Annotated in this window: 13 protein-coding genes; 4 read left to right on the top strand and 9 right to left on the bottom strand. The window is 61.4% G+C overall.

The window, feature by feature from the left end; genetic code table 11:
* Positions 1 to 68: 68 nt before the first annotated feature.
* The 3 genes from ulaA to AC6H1L_RS00960 all read right to left on the bottom strand — a co-directional run bounded on the left by ulaA (position 69) and on the right by AC6H1L_RS00960 (position 2,413).
* Entirely contained in the window at positions 69 to 1,496 is a 1,428-nt protein-coding gene (gene ulaA / locus AC6H1L_RS00970; protein WP_497599684.1) for a PTS ascorbate transporter subunit IIC, read from the bottom strand.
* A gap of 129 nt (positions 1,497 to 1,625) precedes the next feature.
* Positions 1,626 to 1,898 (bottom strand): PTS sugar transporter subunit IIB, encoded by a 273-nt coding sequence (locus AC6H1L_RS00965; RefSeq protein ID WP_497599683.1) that lies wholly within the window; start codon positions 1,896 to 1,898, stop codon positions 1,626 to 1,628.
* Between the two features lie 35 nt (positions 1,899 to 1,933).
* Positions 1,934 to 2,413: a PTS sugar transporter subunit IIA gene (locus AC6H1L_RS00960; RefSeq protein ID WP_497599682.1), complete on the bottom strand. Its 480-nt coding sequence runs from the start codon at positions 2,411 to 2,413 to the stop codon at positions 1,934 to 1,936.
* A 564-nt stretch (positions 2,414 to 2,977) separates the two neighbouring features.
* Between AC6H1L_RS00960 and AC6H1L_RS00955 the strand changes: the two genes are divergently transcribed.
* From AC6H1L_RS00955 to ptsP, 4 genes are all read left to right on the top strand, one after another.
* Positions 2,978 to 3,949 carry a MerR family transcriptional regulator gene (locus AC6H1L_RS00955; protein ID WP_497599681.1) on the top strand — a complete coding sequence of 324 codons (972 nt, stop codon included), beginning with the start codon at positions 2,978 to 2,980 and terminating at the stop codon, positions 3,947 to 3,949.
* A gap of 82 nt (positions 3,950 to 4,031) precedes the next feature.
* Positions 4,032 to 4,433: a PTS sugar transporter subunit IIA gene (locus AC6H1L_RS00950; protein WP_497599680.1), complete on the top strand. Its 402-nt coding sequence runs from the start codon at positions 4,032 to 4,034 to the stop codon at positions 4,431 to 4,433.
* A 42-nt stretch (positions 4,434 to 4,475) separates the two neighbouring features.
* Positions 4,476 to 4,775: an HPr family phosphocarrier protein gene (locus tag AC6H1L_RS00945; protein WP_497599679.1), complete on the top strand. Its 300-nt coding sequence runs from the start codon at positions 4,476 to 4,478 to the stop codon at positions 4,773 to 4,775.
* A gap of 7 nt (positions 4,776 to 4,782) precedes the next feature.
* Entirely contained in the window at positions 4,783 to 6,537 is a 1,755-nt protein-coding gene (gene ptsP, locus AC6H1L_RS00940; RefSeq protein ID WP_497599678.1) for a phosphoenolpyruvate--protein phosphotransferase, read from the top strand.
* 18 nt (positions 6,538 to 6,555) lie between these two features.
* Here the strand turns inward: ptsP and AC6H1L_RS00935 are convergent, their stop codons facing one another.
* The 6 genes from AC6H1L_RS00935 to AC6H1L_RS00910 all read right to left on the bottom strand — a co-directional run bounded on the left by AC6H1L_RS00935 (position 6,556) and on the right by AC6H1L_RS00910 (position 15,431).
* Entirely contained in the window at positions 6,556 to 7,293 is a 738-nt protein-coding gene (locus AC6H1L_RS00935; protein ID WP_497599677.1) for a response regulator transcription factor, read from the bottom strand.
* Positions 7,238 to 10,021 carry a sensor histidine kinase gene (locus AC6H1L_RS00930; protein WP_497599676.1) on the bottom strand — a complete coding sequence of 928 codons (2,784 nt, stop codon included), beginning with the start codon at positions 10,019 to 10,021 and terminating at the stop codon, positions 7,238 to 7,240. Before AC6H1L_RS00930 ends, AC6H1L_RS00935 begins: the two co-directional genes overlap by 56 nt.
* Positions 10,022 to 10,339: 318 nt before the next feature.
* The gene (locus AC6H1L_RS00925) at positions 10,340 to 11,380 is read right to left on the bottom strand and encodes an ABC transporter substrate-binding protein (protein ID WP_497599675.1); all 1,041 of its coding nucleotides are present in this window, start codon (positions 11,378 to 11,380) and stop codon (positions 10,340 to 10,342) included.
* Between the two features lie 190 nt (positions 11,381 to 11,570).
* Positions 11,571 to 12,461, bottom strand: a complete 891-nt coding sequence (locus AC6H1L_RS00920) for an ABC transporter permease (RefSeq protein ID WP_497599674.1) — start codon at positions 12,459 to 12,461, stop codon at positions 11,571 to 11,573.
* Positions 12,436 to 13,299, bottom strand: a complete 864-nt coding sequence (locus AC6H1L_RS00915) for an ABC transporter ATP-binding protein (protein WP_497599673.1) — start codon at positions 13,297 to 13,299, stop codon at positions 12,436 to 12,438. The genes AC6H1L_RS00920 and AC6H1L_RS00915 overlap by 26 nt, the downstream gene beginning before the upstream one ends.
* Before the next feature lie 611 nt (positions 13,300 to 13,910).
* On the bottom strand, positions 13,911 to 15,431 hold the full coding sequence (locus tag AC6H1L_RS00910; protein ID WP_497599672.1) for a carboxylesterase/lipase family protein: 1,521 nt from the start codon (positions 15,429 to 15,431) through the stop codon (positions 13,911 to 13,913).
* Positions 15,432 to 15,620: the final 189 nt, after the last annotated feature.

Genomic DNA, 15,620 nt, shown 5'->3' with positions numbered 1-15,620 from the left:
CGTCGTCCAGGGCCGGGCGAACAGGCAGCCCCTGCGCGCGTGTCTCTCTCTTCCCTTGCCACCCCAGATCAGACGGTCGTATCAGCAGCGGCCTGAGCCTCCTCTGCGGCCTCCTCCTGGGGTCCACTGCGCGGCGTAATGCGCAAGGTCACAAACGAGGCCAGGGCCAAAAGCACGAGGGCCAGCACCACGACAACGGCATAAGAACCAAAGAACCCCGCCTTTGCTCCCAGGCCTGTGATAATGCCAGCCAGGCAGAAATCGGTATCACCAAAGGTCGTATTGGCCAGACCGAACGACCCCATGAAAGCCAGCAGCAAGGCGGGCAACAGCGTAATCAGCAGCCCGTTAATGAATGAGCCGATGACCGCTCCTAGCCAGCCGCCAGTTGAATTGCCATAGACGCCCGAAGTGCCGCCATCAAAGAAATGGGGGACCATGCCAGGAATGATCAGGGCCAGCCCCAAAGGCCCCATCAGGAACAGCCCCACAATGCCACCCAGCAGACTCATAATAAAACCGAGCAGGACCGCATTCGGCGCGAAAGGAAAGGTCGTCGGGCAATCCAGGGCGGGCAGGGCATTGGGCACCACCTTCTCGGCGATGCCGCGGAAGGCCGGTACAATCTCGGCCAGAATCATCCGCACCCCCACCAGGATAATAGCGACACCAGCGCCGAAGGTCAGGGCCTGCGTCAAGGCGTACATAATATAGTTGCCGCCGCCAGCGGCCTGCGTCAGTGCCGCTGGCCCGGCGATAATCGCCAGCACCACATAAATGATCACCATTGTCAGCGTCGTCATCACCAGCGAATCGCGCAGGAACGCGAGGCCCTCGGGCACGGTCAGATCTTCTGCGCTGGCCCGCGGTGCCCCCAGGCGACGTACCAGCTTACCCACCAATCCCGAAGTGATATAGCCAAACGTATTGAAGTGACCTAGAGCAAAACCGGCGTCGCGCGTCACCTTGCGTGTGAACGGATGCACCAGCGCCGGCATCACGGTGCCAATTGTCCCCAACATCAGCGCTCCCAGAACCACCTGGTGCACGCCTGTGATCCCCGCGCTGCCCAGAACCACGGCCAGCACCGTTGCCATATAGAACAAATGATGACCGGTCAAAAAGACAAACTTCACGGGAGTCAGCCGCGCTAAGATCAGGTTGACCAGAAAACCGAACGCCATGATGAGCGCGGTAGGCGCGCCAAAAGCCTTCTGCGCTAGGCTGACAATTGCCTCATTGGTTGGTACCACGCCCTGCAGATGAAAGCCTGCCTGGACCATCGTCCCCAGAGGGGTCAAAGCCCCGATCAAAATATTGGCCCCACCGGTGAGAATCAAAAAGCCCACAATAGTTTTCAGTGTTCCCGCGATGACCTCGCTCGGCGGGCGGCGCAGCACTAACAAGCCCAACAGCGCAATCAATCCCACCAGCAGCGGTGGCTTGCTCAAAATCTCCGAGACAATGAACTGAACAACTGCGAGCACGATGTTCATTGTTCACCATCCTTCCTCTGGCTCGCCCGGAGGACTCTCTCCAGAGCGGCGCCCTGCTCTTCTGTCCTGCATTGGTAGGTCTGGCTGCTCTGGTCAGGCCAGTACGGCAAGCGCTGACTGGCCTGACCTTCATGAACCTTTCAAGAGAGGCAAAAGTTTCTCTTTCATCTCCTTTCGATCAACGTAATTTTTGATCACGACAATAGGGATGCCTCTATCGGCTAGTAAGCGAGCAAATTCGGCAGAGGTGACGATGATATCGGCCTGCTCTGAGCGCGCGGTCCCGATGTCGCTCACAACCACCTGAGCCTTAAGACCTGCTGCCCTGAGAACGTCCTCAATAGTCATGCGTAGGACCAGGCTGCTGCCGAAGCCCATACCGCAGACGGCTAAGATTTTCACAGTGCATTCCCCCTGATCGGCTCGTGCGCCCTCGCTCACTGAGCGGGCGACGCAGCGGCAATGATATCCATCACCTCCTCAGCGGAGGTACTGGCCTGGATTGCTGAGAGCGCCTGCTCATTCGCCAAGAGCTGGGTCAGCATAGTGAGCGCCTGCAGATGCTTCTGACGATCAACCGCGCCGAAGGCGATGGCGATGCTCACTGGATCGTTGTCCTCATTACCAAAGAAGACGGGAGGCTCCAGAGTCAACAGGCTCATACAGGGGCGCTTGACGCCATCGCTTGGGCGCGCGTGTAGCAAGGCCACGCCTGGCACGATGACCATGTAGGGACCATAGGTTTGCAGGGCCTGCTGCATGGCCTCAATGTAACGCTCCTCGATGGCGCCCTGGGTCAGCAGTAGCTGCCCAGCCTCCCGAATGACCTCCACGGGGTCGCTGGCCACAACGTGCAGGCGGATTGTGGCAGGCGTCAGCAGCTCTTTGAGCTGGAAAGGCTCATCGGATGATGTCACAGTCGATCTCTCCAGGATCGAAATAGCGAGCGAACGAGCGAGAAAACACCACGGCCATCTGCCTGATTCTGAGGCGCGCCTTGTCTCGGCTTTGGCCGGGTCAGGCCCTTCCCATGCTGCTGCTCCCTCTCTTGCCTCTAAACGCAGCTCATCTGCAGGTCGGCGCTGGAGCTGCACCAGGTACCAGGTGGGCGCCTCTCGCGGCTGGGACCTGGCAGAGCAAAGCACGGCAAGGCAAGGCGGGCCAGGACCCGGCGCCGATCCACGCGGCTGCTCGTAGCGCAGGGAGACGGAAGGGCCTGCTTGCTACTAGGATAAACTTTGCCGTCGTGTCAAAGTCAAGGAGTCGCGCCGACCTGATCGCAGAAAAGGGATCGCCCCCATTGAGAGAAGTCGCGGGCGGGATAGGAGCAATGCCGTGTGATCATGATGCGGAGCGAGAGCAGGTGAACCGAGCTGGGCCAACCAGGGCCGGCGCTCAGGATGCCTCAGCTCTCTGCTCAATTGCCTTGACCTTCACGTCGCGGCAAGGTTTATCCTAAAAGAAAAGCGCCTGTTCTCTCTGTGGATGCAGGTCAGAGCGCCTCCTCAGAGACGAGGAAGGAGGAGAGCAAGCCGGTGCTCAAAATCAGCGATTTTGCCAGACTTGGGCAAGTTTCCGTGCGCACTCTGCGCTACTACGATGAGATCGGATTGCTCAAACCGGTGCAGGTTGATCCCCTCACTGGTTACCGCTACTACGCCGTTGAGCAGCTCACGCGCCTTCACCGCATCCTGGATCTCAAAGAGATGGGCTTCGAGCTGTCTCAAATCGTGCACCTGCTCGATGAGCAGGTGACTCCTGAGCAGCTCCGCGCCGTCCTTCAGCAGCGGCTGGCGGAGGTGCAACAGACGATTGTCATTGAACAGGAGCGCCAGGCGCGCATAGAAGCTCGCCTGCAACAGCTCATGCTCGATGACCAGCAGGCTCACTACGACGTCGTGCTCAAGCGGATCAAGCCCCAGCTTGTAGCGACCAGTCGGACAACTGCCCCAACGCGGGCCCAGCAGCTGCACTTTGCCCGGCAGATGCTGCAGTTTCTCAAAGAGTGCGGCGTCAAGCCCGATGAGCAATGGCTCCTGCTCACCCCTGACGCCACAGGGGAAGGCGAAAGAAGCATCGTCGAGGTCGCCATTCCAGTGGAAGGGGCCTCGCTGGGCAACATCGTTGAGCGCAGTGGGGGCCACATCACTATTCGTGAGCTGCCCGCTGTGACCGCAGCGACCTTGCTCTATCGAGGCAGCCCCTACAGCCTGAGCGGAGTTTACCAATCGCTGGGGACCTGGATCGAGGCGCACGGTTATGCCATCGCCGGACCCTACCGTCACCTTCTCTTGCGGCAGGCGGATGAGCCAGAAGGCTGCCTGATCGAGGTTCAGCTGCCGGTCGAGCGCAGGGAGGGAGGAACGGGTCGCCTCTTCCTCCAAAATAGCAGGCGCATACCGGAGATAGAGAGCCTGGCGCTGGTAACCCGCGCCGCCTCGTCAGGCTCGTGAAGCAAGCAGAGAGGCTCTCGGGTCTCAGGTTGATCCAGCCCACTGGGTGCCTGCCGTCTAGCGTTGAAAGAGGAATGGCCACGTGATCGGTGTTGTGCTCGTTTCTCATGGCTCGTTAGCTGCCGGCCTAAAGGACGCGGTCGAAATGATCGCCGGCCCCCAGGAGCGCTTTGTGGCCATCGGCATGCCAGCGGGCAGCTCACTGGAGCACTTAAAGCGGCAGATTGAGTCTGCAGTCCGCGAGGTGATGAGCGATGGGGGCGTGCTCATCCTCATCGATATCCTGGGGGGCAATCCTGCCAGTGCCTCCTTGCAGTTGGCGCAACAAGGCACGCAAGTGATTTGCGGCGTCAATCTGCCAATGTTACTGGAAATTCTCGTGCAACGTGAATATATGAGCTTGCGCGATCTCACGCCCATCGCCATTCAGGCTGCAAAGGAAGGCGTGATCAATCTCACCCAGCGTCTGACTGACCGTGGCTAAGAGCCGGGTCAGCCCACGTGCTGAGTAGGAAAGGGGAAAGGTTTGGCTGCATCAACCGAAGTTGTTGTGGCGTACCGCGACGGCCTGCACGCCCGTCCGGCCACGCTGCTGGCCAAGACAGCGGCGGCCTTCTCATCGACGATCACCATTGAAAACCTTACCCAGGGGAGCAAGCCGGTGAACGCTAAAAGTCCGCTCACCATTCTGTCCATCGGTATTCAGCGCAACGATCGCCTACGCATTGCCGCCGCTGGAGAAGATGAGCAGGAGGCCGTAGAGGCCATCGCTCGGCTGATCGCCAGCAATTTCGGCGAGGCCGAGGGAGACGAGCGGCAGGAGTAAACCAGCGATGAAAGAGAAACGCATCCGTGGTGTTGCGGCCTCCCCGGGGATTGCGATCGGCCCGGTCTACCGCTATGAGCCGGTCCCGATCCACGTGGAGGCTGAGACCTGCCAAGACGTGTCGGCGGAGTTGGCGCGCCTCGAAGCCGCTTTGGTGGAAGCGCGGCAGGAGCTGCGTCTCTTGGCGGAGCAGGCAAGCAAGAGTGTTGGCTCCAAGGAGGCGGCCATCTTCTCCGCTCATGAACTCTTCTTGCAAGATCCCGAGTTGCTGCAACAGGTGCAGCAGCGCATCCGCCAGCGGCAGAGCGCAGCTTTTGCCTGGCAAGAAGGCTTTCAGTATTATATTCAGCAACTGGGAGCGATTCAGGACGAGTATTTACAGGCCCGCGTTCTTGATCTAGAGGACGTGGCTCAGCGTGTGCTCCGCCATTTGACAGGCCAGAGCGAACAGAGTCTGCAGCCCAGCGCGCCGGCGATCATCGTGGCGCGCGAGCTAACCCCTTCGGCGCTGATGCGCTGCCCGCGAGAAGCAATACTGGCCTTGTGCACGGCCCAAGGAGGACCGACCTCCCACGTGGCCATCCTGGCCCGGGCCCTGGGGGTACCAGCGGTTGTCGGTCTGGGAGAGGAGGATCTAGCCGCCTTGCGCAGCGGGCAGGTAGTGATCGTTGATGGCGAGCAGGGGCTGATCGTGGTTGAGCCGAAGGAGCACGAGCTGCTGATCTATCAGCAACGGCGCCGGCTGCTCCAGGAGCAGGCTCTGCAAGCAGAGCAGAGCAGGCTACTGCCGGCCTGTACCAGCGATGGGCGCTGTTATCCGGTGCGGGCGAATATTCAGGCGCCGGAAGAGGTGACCGAGGCGCGTGCCTGCGGAGCCGAAGGCATTGGTCTGCTGCGTACCGAATTCCTCTTTCTCGACCGCAGCCAGGCCCCCAGCGAAGAAGAGCAGCTAGCGGTCTATCGCGCTATCATTGAGGCGACGCAGCCGGCTCCCGTCGTCTTTCGTACCTTCGACATTGGTGGCGACAAGCCGGCTCCTTATCTCTCCCTGCCGCGCGAGCCCAACCCTTTTCTAGGTGTCCGAGGCGTGCGTCTGGGGCTGAAGCAGCCGGAGCTCCTGCGGACCCAGTTACGGGCCTTGCTGCGAGCTGGCGCGGGACGTGAGTTGCGCATTCTCTTTCCAATGGTTAGCTCCTTCGAGGAGATCGAAGCCCTGCATCAACTCACCCAGGCGGTCCGGGAGGAACTACGCCAGCAGGGGCAGCCTCTGGCTGAGCGCCTTGAACTGGGCGTCATGATTGAGGTACCGGCTGCGGCCCTGCTCACCGAGGCCTTTGCCGAAATTGTCGACTTCTTCAGCCTGGGTACTAACGATCTCACACAATACACGCTCGCTGCCGATCGGACCAACGAAGGCACGGCCTCCCTGGCTGATCCTTTCCATCCAGCCGTGCTGCGTCTCCTCCAGCTTACCATCGAGGCCGCCCATCGGCGTCAGCGCCGCGTGGAGATCTGTGGAGAACTGGCCGCCGAGCCCCTGGCGATCCCCTTGCTGCTGGGCCTGGGAATCGATGAGCTCAGTATGGTTCCCAGAGCGATCCCGCGCTGTAAGCAAGTGATCCGTCGCTGGACGCAGAGCGAGGCCCGCCAGGTGGCACTGCAAGCGCTGCAAATGCGTACCGCGGCAGAAGTGCGCTCGTACGTTCGCGCCTGCTCTACTGATGAGCTGGCTGCCAGAGCTGATGATGGGAGGGAGGCGTAGATGGGATGGCCTGCAAGCCTACCTTGATTCAAGATCGGGGTTCACGAAGCGATAGCCCACCCCTGGCTCAGTCAAGAAGTAGCGCGGATGGGCCGGATCAGGCTCCAGTTTCTGGCGCAGGCGATTGAGATAGACGCGCAGATACTCCACCTCGCCGCCGTACTCCGGTCCCCAAACGCGCTGCAGCAGCCAGCGATGAGTCAGCACCTTGCCGGCCTGGGTGATGAGCTGCTCTAGAATAGCAAACTCTGTGGGCGAAAGGCGAACCTCCTCGCCGCTGCGGCGCACGAGCCGGCGGGCTAAGTCTACCTCAACCTCGCCGAAGCGCTGCACTCCCTGGGCCGGCTCCGCTGGCGCCCTGCTTTCCCACTGTACTCGTCGCAAGACGGCGCGCACGCGTGCCAGCAGTTCTTCGACCCCGAAAGGCTTGGTCAGATAGTCATCGGCGCCCAAGTCGAGGGCGGCCACCTTATCGCGTTCGGCATCGAGCGCCGTTAGCACGATGATCGGCACCGTCGAGCGCTCGCGCACGCGTCGGCAGACCTCCAGGCCGTCCATGCGCGGCATCATCAGATCGAGGATCAGCAGATGCGGCTGCTCTCGTTCAAAAAGTGCCAGGGCCTCTAAACCGGTGGCAGCCTCCAGGACCTCGAAGCCGCGCACACGCAGATTGCGGCTAACAAAGTCACGCAAGGCCTGCTCATCCTCGGCGAGCAGAATGCGCCTGGCCTTCCCGATTGTTGCTGTCGCCATCATGGGTCTCACTCTCTTTTTCTGCGGCTCCCTCCTCATGCAGGGCCGTCAAGGCCGACTGTGGGGCCAGCGGCAACGAGAAGCACAGAGCCGTTCCCTGGGGGCCACTTTGAGCCCAGATGCGTCCTCCGTGGGCCTCTACGAAGGCCTTACAGATCGCCAAACCCAGGCCGGTACCGGCGGTATGCTGACGACGTCCCCGAGGAGCACGATAGAAACGCTCGAAGATGTGGGGCAGCTCCTCGGGAGCAATGCCCGGTCCGTCATCGATGACGGCCAGAATCAGCGCCTCTTCGTCGGCTGGACGCCAGGCCTTGATCTCGACCTGGCTCGCCCCATAGAGCACGGCGTTGTTAATCAGGTTATGGAGCACTACCTCAATGCGCCCTCGGTCCACCAGAAGCGGCGGTAGCTCTGCCGGAATCGCGACCTTTACGGTCGCAGAGCCTGGCGGAGTGCGTTCACAGACTGTCAGCACCAGCTCTCGGGGATCAACTGCCGTACACCGGAGCTGCAGCAGGCCGGCCTCCTGCCGCGAGAGGTCCAGGAGATTGCGCACCAGTTGCGTCAGGCGATCGGCCTCCTGCATGATGGTCTGCAAAAAATGCTGCTGCTCCTCTGGCGGCCAGGTGACGTCTGGCTGCAGCAGTGTTGAGGCATAGCCCTTAATGGCGGCCAGCGGGGTGCGCAGCTCGTGCCCGACCGCGGCCAGCAGCGTCGTCTTAAACTCATCAAGCTCGCGCTCGCGCGTGACGTCGCGTACCAGTAGGCCACGCCCGATTGTCTCGCCGCTTTCGCTCTGTACGGCGAAGAGCCGAAGCTGCAGGGCGCGGGCCTGGGTTCCCTCGCGATTCTCGATCAGGAACATGGCAGGCTCCGTCTGATTCAAGGCCCGTGCGCAGGCGGCGGCCTCGGCCCCGGTCGCCTTGAGGGCCTCATAAAAGGCCGCAATGGAGCGCCCCTCCAGGGCTGTCCGCGGCAGACCGGCGATGCTACAGGCCGCCTGATTGGCATAGAGAATCTGTCCCTCGATGCCTAACAAGAGCAGCCCATCCTGCATGCTCTCCATGATGGCTGCCAACCGTTGTTTCTCCTCTGTAGCTCGCCGATAGAGGCGTTCATTCTCTTGGGCGACTGCGCGTAGCCGCTCATCGCTGCGTTCGTAGAGTACGGCATGTTCCCAAGCGAGCGTCGCGTAGTTCGCGAAGGTTGACAGGAGCTGAATCTCATGCTCCTCGAAGAGGCGTGGCTCACGCCGGTGGACTACCAGCACGACGCTGCCAACGTGATGGCTAATGATGGGCAGCGCCAGGACCGCGCGGAAGCCATCCTCGTAGGCAAAGGAGGGCTGGCTGCCATCGAGCAACTTCTGTACAGGCTGGCCGCTGTGCAAGGCCAGCACTGCCGCCGAACTGACACGCTCGGGCGAAAGGGAGAGCTGGCGATCGTAGCGCTCGCTATGGCCGCTGCTTTGCAGTACCCGCAAGACCCCTTGCTCATCAGGCAGCAGGACCGCCACCGCCTGGACATCGACCAGGCGCTGTACTTCATGCATGATCTCCTCAATGACGGCGCGCGGATCAAGCGAGCGAACCACGGCGTTCGAGGTCTCTAGCAGCGTGTGCAGCTCGCTCAGCTTGCGCAGACCATCGCGCTCCAGACGAATCAACGAGCGGGCCAGATCGCCGATCTCGTCGCGCTGGCGGGCGAGCTGTAGGGTGGCCGTGGGGATTGCTTCGGCGCTCGCCGGCAAAGCCTGATGCTGACTGGCTAGCGTCTGTAGGGGGCGGATCACACGCAGGTGTAAGAGCAACCAGAAGAGCAGGCCGCCCAGGGTGAAGAGCGAGGCGACGAGTAATAGCCAGAGATGGAACTGATCGACGACGGCCAGCGCCTCGCTCGCCGGTCGCTCGACCACCACCGCCCAGCCGATCTTCGGCACCGGTACAGCACTAAAGAGCCAATCCTGACCGTCCGGTCCGGGTCCTGAACGGGAAAGGCTCTGGCCCTGCAGCGCCTGGACCGCACCCGGTAGCTCGCTGAGAACTGTCTCCAGCAGGCGCCTGCGCTCGGAAGCGGCCACCACGACGCCATTACTATCGATGACCGTGATCATCAGGTGCTTACTTTGTCGCTGCTGGGCCTGGACCACGTTAGCCAGTGGCAGGCTCAGCTCCGCCAGCGAGAAACTGGCAGCGACCAGCCCGCGCAGATGGCCCTGAGAGCGCACGGCCTGGGCAATAATGACGCCCGGGCTGGCGAGTCGGCTGGAGGCTAGTCCTACAATGCCTACCTCGAACGCGGGCTGATCGCTCTTAAGGGCCTGCTCAACGACCGTGGGCGGCGAGAATTCGGCTCCCGCCACAACATGGTCAGCCGGCCAGGCCACCAGTACTGCACCGAAGGGATCAAGCCAATAGACGTGATCAACATCGCTCCGGGCACCGTGCCAAGCCTGGAAGAGGCGTTCAAGCGTGGCAGGGGCTGCGCTCGGGGAAGCCAGTACCAGCCGGCCCAGGCTCTGTATCGCTTGCTCGGCCCCTAGCAGCTGCAGACTGGTCTCGCGGGCGATCTCCTCAGCCAGCGCCTGATCAGCAGCTTGAACATCGCTGCGCAGCCGCTGCTCAACGAGCATGTTGATCCTTGCTCCACCAAGCAGGACGACTAGCACGAAAAGGAGATAAACCGTGAGCAGACGCGTCAGTAGGGAGCGACGAACCACAGGCCGCATAAGCCTTTCTCCACGGTGAACCTGGGTGGCTGGCTTCTCGCTCTGGTCGTAGGTCACCCAGGTCCTGCGCCTTTTGCTGGGTCGTTTGGGGCGAAAAGCCCCTGCCATACCCCTCCTGTTTGTCCCTGCCCCCGTTGCCTTCGGGGAGGGCCAAAGGCTGACAGCCGGGGGCCTCCGCTCTGCGGAGAGAGGGCGGGAGGAGGCTCTGCCCTCTGCATTTTGCTTGTGCTCCTTCAAGCAGGGGCAGAGCCAACACCCCCATTATACTATGGTTGATCCTCTGGGTCTGTCTTGCATTCGGGCGGCTCTATTTGTCCCCTAGCTGGCCTTGCTGGCGAACTCGTTCGTGTAGGTGGCGCTCAAATCGATCTGCTTACCCTGTACTGAGGCATTCGACTGCTGCTCGGTGCTCAGCACGAACTCTGGTCCACCCGCGGGCATCAGGCCATCGGGGCTAAAGATTGCCAGCTGATTCCGCAGCGCCGTCACGTAGAGCTGCTTGTTGCCGGCATAGTAATCGGCAGGCATCATATCCGCGATCTGCTCCGCTGTGTGACTGTGAATCCACTTCAGCGTCTTGACATAGGCATTGACGAGCTTCTGCACCACATCCTTATGAGCATTCACATAGTCGTTGCGCATGAAGACGCAGATAAAGGGATAGGGGCCGCCAAGGGCTGCTTGCGTTGTCTGGGGCGTGCGCAGATCGACCAAGACCTTACCGATGCCGCTCGCCAGGATGCGAGAAATGGTCGGCTCGGTCGTCATGCCAGCGTCGATCTTGCCTTGCTGCAGAGCCGCGATGAAGGTATCTCCGGCTCCTACTGGGACGAAGTGGACCTGAGAGGGAGCGATGCCCACCTTATGGAGCAGCACGGTCGTCAGGGTCTGGGTTCCTGAGCCCAGCTCAGTGACCCCGAGATTCTTCCCTTTGAGGTCGCTCACCGAGCGGATCTGGCCAGCCTCGCGCGTGGCCACGATCTCGGCCTCACCCGGAGCGATGTCAAGTTGAACCACACACTCCATTTGCTTCCCTGCTGCCTGCAGCTCAATAGTGTGGTTATAGGAGCCGGAGCCAGCATCGACCTGGCCGGCTAGGACTTCGTCCTCAGCAGATTGGCCGGAAGCTTCATCGATGAGCGTGACGGCCAGTCCTTCCTGAGCGAAATAGCCGAGTCGTTGGGTCAGCATATTGGGCAAATAAATCTGCTTGCTCAAGCCGCCAACCATGATCTTGAGCTGGATCTTTCCATTGCTCACCGTTGGGCCGCTGCTGCTGCCGCAGGCGCTGACCAGCATGGCCAGCAAGAGCATGAGCACAGTGATGGGCAGGCGTAGCCACTGTCGCGTGACACTCATGGTCTTCCTCTTCCTTTTTCCTTTCAGAGATGGCCTTCATTGCTATCGGCTTGCTGCTAGTCGCTCAAGTGTCTGTCGCCTCTCTCGCGGGCGTGCCTGGCGGGCGAAGGCACGGGCAACGCTGCCCGTCCACTTCGGACAGGGGAAAACACGGGCGAATGCAGCCACCCCGGACCGGCTTGGCGCGCCCCTACAGAGTGACCTCGCTCAGGGAGGTCGGACGCCAGCGCAGCAGGCGTCTCTCTAGCGCTGTGATAATGACCTCGGAGAGGAGGGCAACGGCTGCGAGAATCAGCATCGCCGCAAAGACACCGTTGGCATTAAAGGTCGCGCCGGCATTTTGGATCATCAGGCCAATGCCCTCGATGGAGCCAACGAACTCGCCGACTACTGCCCCGACCAGCGCAAAGCTAAAGCTCGTGTGGAGACTGGCAATGATCCAGGTCAGTGCCGAAGGCAAGATGACCTCACGGAAAAGCTGCCAGCGATTGGCTCCGAGGATGCGAGCGTTGGCCAACAAGTTCCGATCGACCTCGCGCACGCCCTGGAAGGCATTGAAAAAGACGATGAAGAAGACCAGGACGACTGCCAGGGCGATCTTTGACTGGCTGCCCAGGCCCAGCCCGATGGCGAAAAGCGGCGCCAGGGTCACGCGGGGGATAGAGTTAGCAGCCTTAATGTAGGGGCCGAGCAGCTCGGCGAGAAAGGCGTTGCGACCAAGTAAGACGCCGAAGCTGATCCCAAGCACAACACCGATCAAGAAGCCAATCAGGGCCTCCTCCAGAGTCACAGCAATTTGCACCCAAAGTGGCCCCTGAGCGGTGCCGTGGAGCACCCAGGTCACAAGCTGCTGCCAGATCCCAGACGGGCGCCCCCAGAAGAAGGGGTCAATCAGGCCGAGGCGGGCCCCCAGTTCCCAGCCGCCGATCAGTCCCACCAAGAGCAACAGGCGCAGCGCCTGAATCAGCCAGCGCCGGCGCCGGCGTCGGCGCGTCAGGGTCGCCAGAATGGCGCTATCGGTCCCTGCCTCCAGATCGGCAGCGCCCTGCCGCTGCTCAAGAAGATTGCTTAGCTCGTTCATAGCTAATCATCACCTCGTCGCGGAGGTCCTCCCAGATATCGTGATAGAGCTGCACAAAGCGCGGATCGAAGCGGATTTCGGCCACGTTGCGCGGACGGGGCAGGTCGATAGGATAGATGCCCTTGACCGTGGCCGGACCGGCGGTCAGCACGCAGACGCGATCGGCGAGGGCGATCGCCTCTTCGAGGTCGTGGGTCACAAAGACCACCGAGGCGGAGAGCGCCGACCACAGCTGCAGCAGCTCGTTCTCCATCAGAGTGCGTGTCTGCACATCGAGCGCGCTGAAAGGCTCGTCCATCAGCAGAATCTGCGGCTCGTTGATAAAGGTCTGGGCGAGGGCCACGCGCTTGCGCATACCGCCCGAGAGTTGATGGGGATAGCGATCCTCGAAGCCGGCCAGGCCGACGCGAGCGATCCAGGCACGGGCCCGTTCCATCGCTTCCCGCTTGGGCACGCCGCGAAAGAGAGGGCCAGCGGCCACGTTGTGTAGCACGTCCTTCCAGGGGAAGACGGCGTCGGTCTGAAAGACGTAGCCAATGCGCGGGTCGTTGCCATGCACCTCCTCCCCCATGACCAGGACGCTGCCGGCACTCGGCGTATCCAGTCCGGCGATGAGGCTCAACGTTGTCGATTTGCCGCAACCGGTGGGGCCGATAAGAGCGCAGAACTCGCCTGGGGCCACACTCAGGCTCAGGTCGCGCAGCGCGGTATAGGTCTGCCCGCTGGGCGTCAGAAAGCGCTTGGTGACCTGACGCAGCTCAATCGCCGGGGGGGTCCCCTGAGCATCCCTGGCGCCGCTACTAAGAGCGTTCGCTACCTGTGATGGCGGGCGTGGCACAGGGGGCGAGGTGGGTGAGATCTTTCTCTGTGAGTGTTGCATTGCTGATATTTCTGACTGGCAGAGAAAAGGCTGTCTATGTCCAAATCACTACTAGCTAGCTAGCCAGTAAGCCAGTCGGCCAGCAGAATGGACGGCCAGCATGGTCATCCGACGGACCGACTGGCTCCGTTCTCAATGGCTCGCGGACACTTTAAATTTACCTGGTGATGCATAAATAAGGCATAAATAGGCCCCCAGCGGAGTTAAACGTTGCATAAATGCGCAGAGAGTCTGAGGCTCATGATGCCTGCCAGGCGCGCCAGAGGCCAGCCCATTCTCCTGGGTGCTGACCTCTGGCCTTGAAAAAAATCCGAGAGGGAGGCAAGAAGAGAGACCACAGAGAGTAGCGAAACTGGTCTCTGGCATCTCTAATCTGCTGTGCTGGAACCTGCTGTATCGCCGTCTGGACTGGTTAGCGATATCGGCAGGCTCCGGAGGAGGCGGACGACTCGCAGCGCGAGGTCCAGGCGTTACGTTAAATACGCCTTGCCTCGCGCTGACCTGCGGCACACTGGGCCTCTAGCCCGCTGTGGGGAACTGTTTATACGCTCGCCTGCCCTTTTAGCGATTCACGCTTCCGAGACCAGCCTGACCCCTTCCCACAGAGTCCGTAGCTCCCCTTGGGGGTCCTCGGCGAGAGAGGGGACCTCATCCCAGATCAGCGTTGCGCGCCGCTCCAGATCGTAGCGGGGCCAGTCGGGCAGCCCAGGGATCATCGGGTTTCCCTCGCGGATGAAAGCCGCCCACGCGGCATGCATCAGATCGGCCAGCGCCTGCCGGCTGGGAGCCGTCCCTGTAAACAGGCGTGAAAGTCCCACATCGAGCGTATTGAAGACAAAAGGAATATCCATCGCATGCGCGGCCCCCAGCGCGCCACCGAAAGCGGGTGACTTCCAATCAAAGCGGTACATCCAGACAGGTGCTCCCTGTCGAACCTGGGCTTCGGCTAAGCGAATAGCCGGAATCCGAAAAACCAGATCGCCCATGAGATCGATCCAGGCCAGCTCGGGTGAGCGATCCTCGCGCGCCGCCGTGTAAAGTGCGAGCACCTGCTGAGCGGAATCGCCGAAGAGCCGCTTGAGGAGCGCCTCATCGATCTGCGTCCCGCCACCCATCAGGGCGAACAGCCGCCATTCATCACGATTCGTTCCCACCAACACGGCCACATCTCTGGCTAAGCCCTGGGCCAGCATCGCCAGCGGATGCCGCGGCAGCGTCTCACCATCGATGACAGGGCTAAAAGCGCGGACGCCACCGAACTCCCGTCCCAGCTCCGGCTGAACCTTGAGCAGGGCCTCTAGCGGCACCTCAGCCAGGGCCTCAACCTGCGAGGGCTCCAGGCCAAGCTTGGCCAGCAGGGCCTGAGCCACGCGCGTGGCCTCGGCACCGGTGGGTAGATCACCGGCGGCCCCGCTTTGCAGAATCGCCCGCTGAAAGAGACCGTGCGCTGCGGGCATACCCAGCAGAGCCGCGATGCTCATGGCTCCTGCCGATTCCCCCATCACTGTCACATTTTCAGGGTCTCCGCCAAAAGCCTCGATATTCTCGCGCACCCAGCGCAGGGCGGCGATCTGATCGAGTAGCCCACAGTTGCCGCTGTAGCTGGAGCCAGCCCCAGCCAGCTCCTTAAGATAAACGAAGCCCAGGATTCCCAGCCGGTAATTGAGCGAGACTACTACGATATTGTGCCGCTCTGCAAATGACGTGCCGTCATACCACGGATCGGAGGCTGAGCCGATAGTGAAAGCGCCGCCGTGAATATAGACCATTACCGGACGCTTCCCCTGGTCCGCTGCAGGAGACCAGATATTCAGATAGAGGCAATCTTCGCTGATCGGACGCGGATCAACAACGCGCTCGGCGCCCATTGCTCCTACCATGCTGGCCCCCATCTCTGGAACCTGGGGAGCCATCGGGCTAAAGGCTATCGTCGGGCGCACACCCGCCCAAGGCTCAGGTGGCTCAGGTGCGCGGAAACGCCTGGTCCCCACCGGAGGCCGGGCAAAGGGGATACCCTTCCACACGCAAATGCTCCCTTGCTGGTAGCCCTGAACCTTGCCATAGCGGGTTTCGACAATGCATTGGCTCATGTTTCTACTCCTGCTCAGCGATGCAGATAAGCTGTAGTGTAGTGGTGGCCTCAGTGCCGCCAGGCCCCGCTTTCACAGAGGGCGGACTTTGCCGGCGCAGCTTTGTGGGCATCCCGCGAAAGCGCTGGTGACCGGCTTGCTCTCCTCCGTAGAGACATCAAATCAAAGAGGAGGTGGCATCGTGGCCAT

Source organism: Thermogemmatispora argillosa (assembly GCF_059696725.1).
Note: the sequence above shows the minus strand (reverse complement) of the source record. Positions and strands in the feature narration are given on the sequence as shown.

Coding starts and splice junctions, on each gene's coding strand:
- ulaA (WP_497599684.1), bottom strand. CDS start 1,496: ATGAACATCGTGCTCGCAGTTGTTCAGTTCATTGTCTCGGAGATTTTG.
- ptsP (WP_497599678.1), top strand. CDS start 4,783: ATGAAAGAGAAACGCATCCGTGGTGTTGCGGCCTCCCCGGGGATTGCG.
- AC6H1L_RS00935 (WP_497599677.1), bottom strand. CDS start 7,293: ATGATGGCGACAGCAACAATCGGGAAGGCCAGGCGCATTCTGCTCGCC.
- AC6H1L_RS00930 (WP_497599676.1), bottom strand. CDS start 10,021: ATGCGGCCTGTGGTTCGTCGCTCCCTACTGACGCGTCTGCTCACGGTT.
- AC6H1L_RS00925 (WP_497599675.1), bottom strand. CDS start 11,380: ATGAGTGTCACGCGACAGTGGCTACGCCTGCCCATCACTGTGCTCATG.
- AC6H1L_RS00920 (WP_497599674.1), bottom strand. CDS start 12,461: ATGAACGAGCTAAGCAATCTTCTTGAGCAGCGGCAGGGCGCTGCCGAT.
- AC6H1L_RS00910 (WP_497599672.1), bottom strand. CDS start 15,431: ATGAGCCAATGCATTGTCGAAACCCGCTATGGCAAGGTTCAGGGCTAC.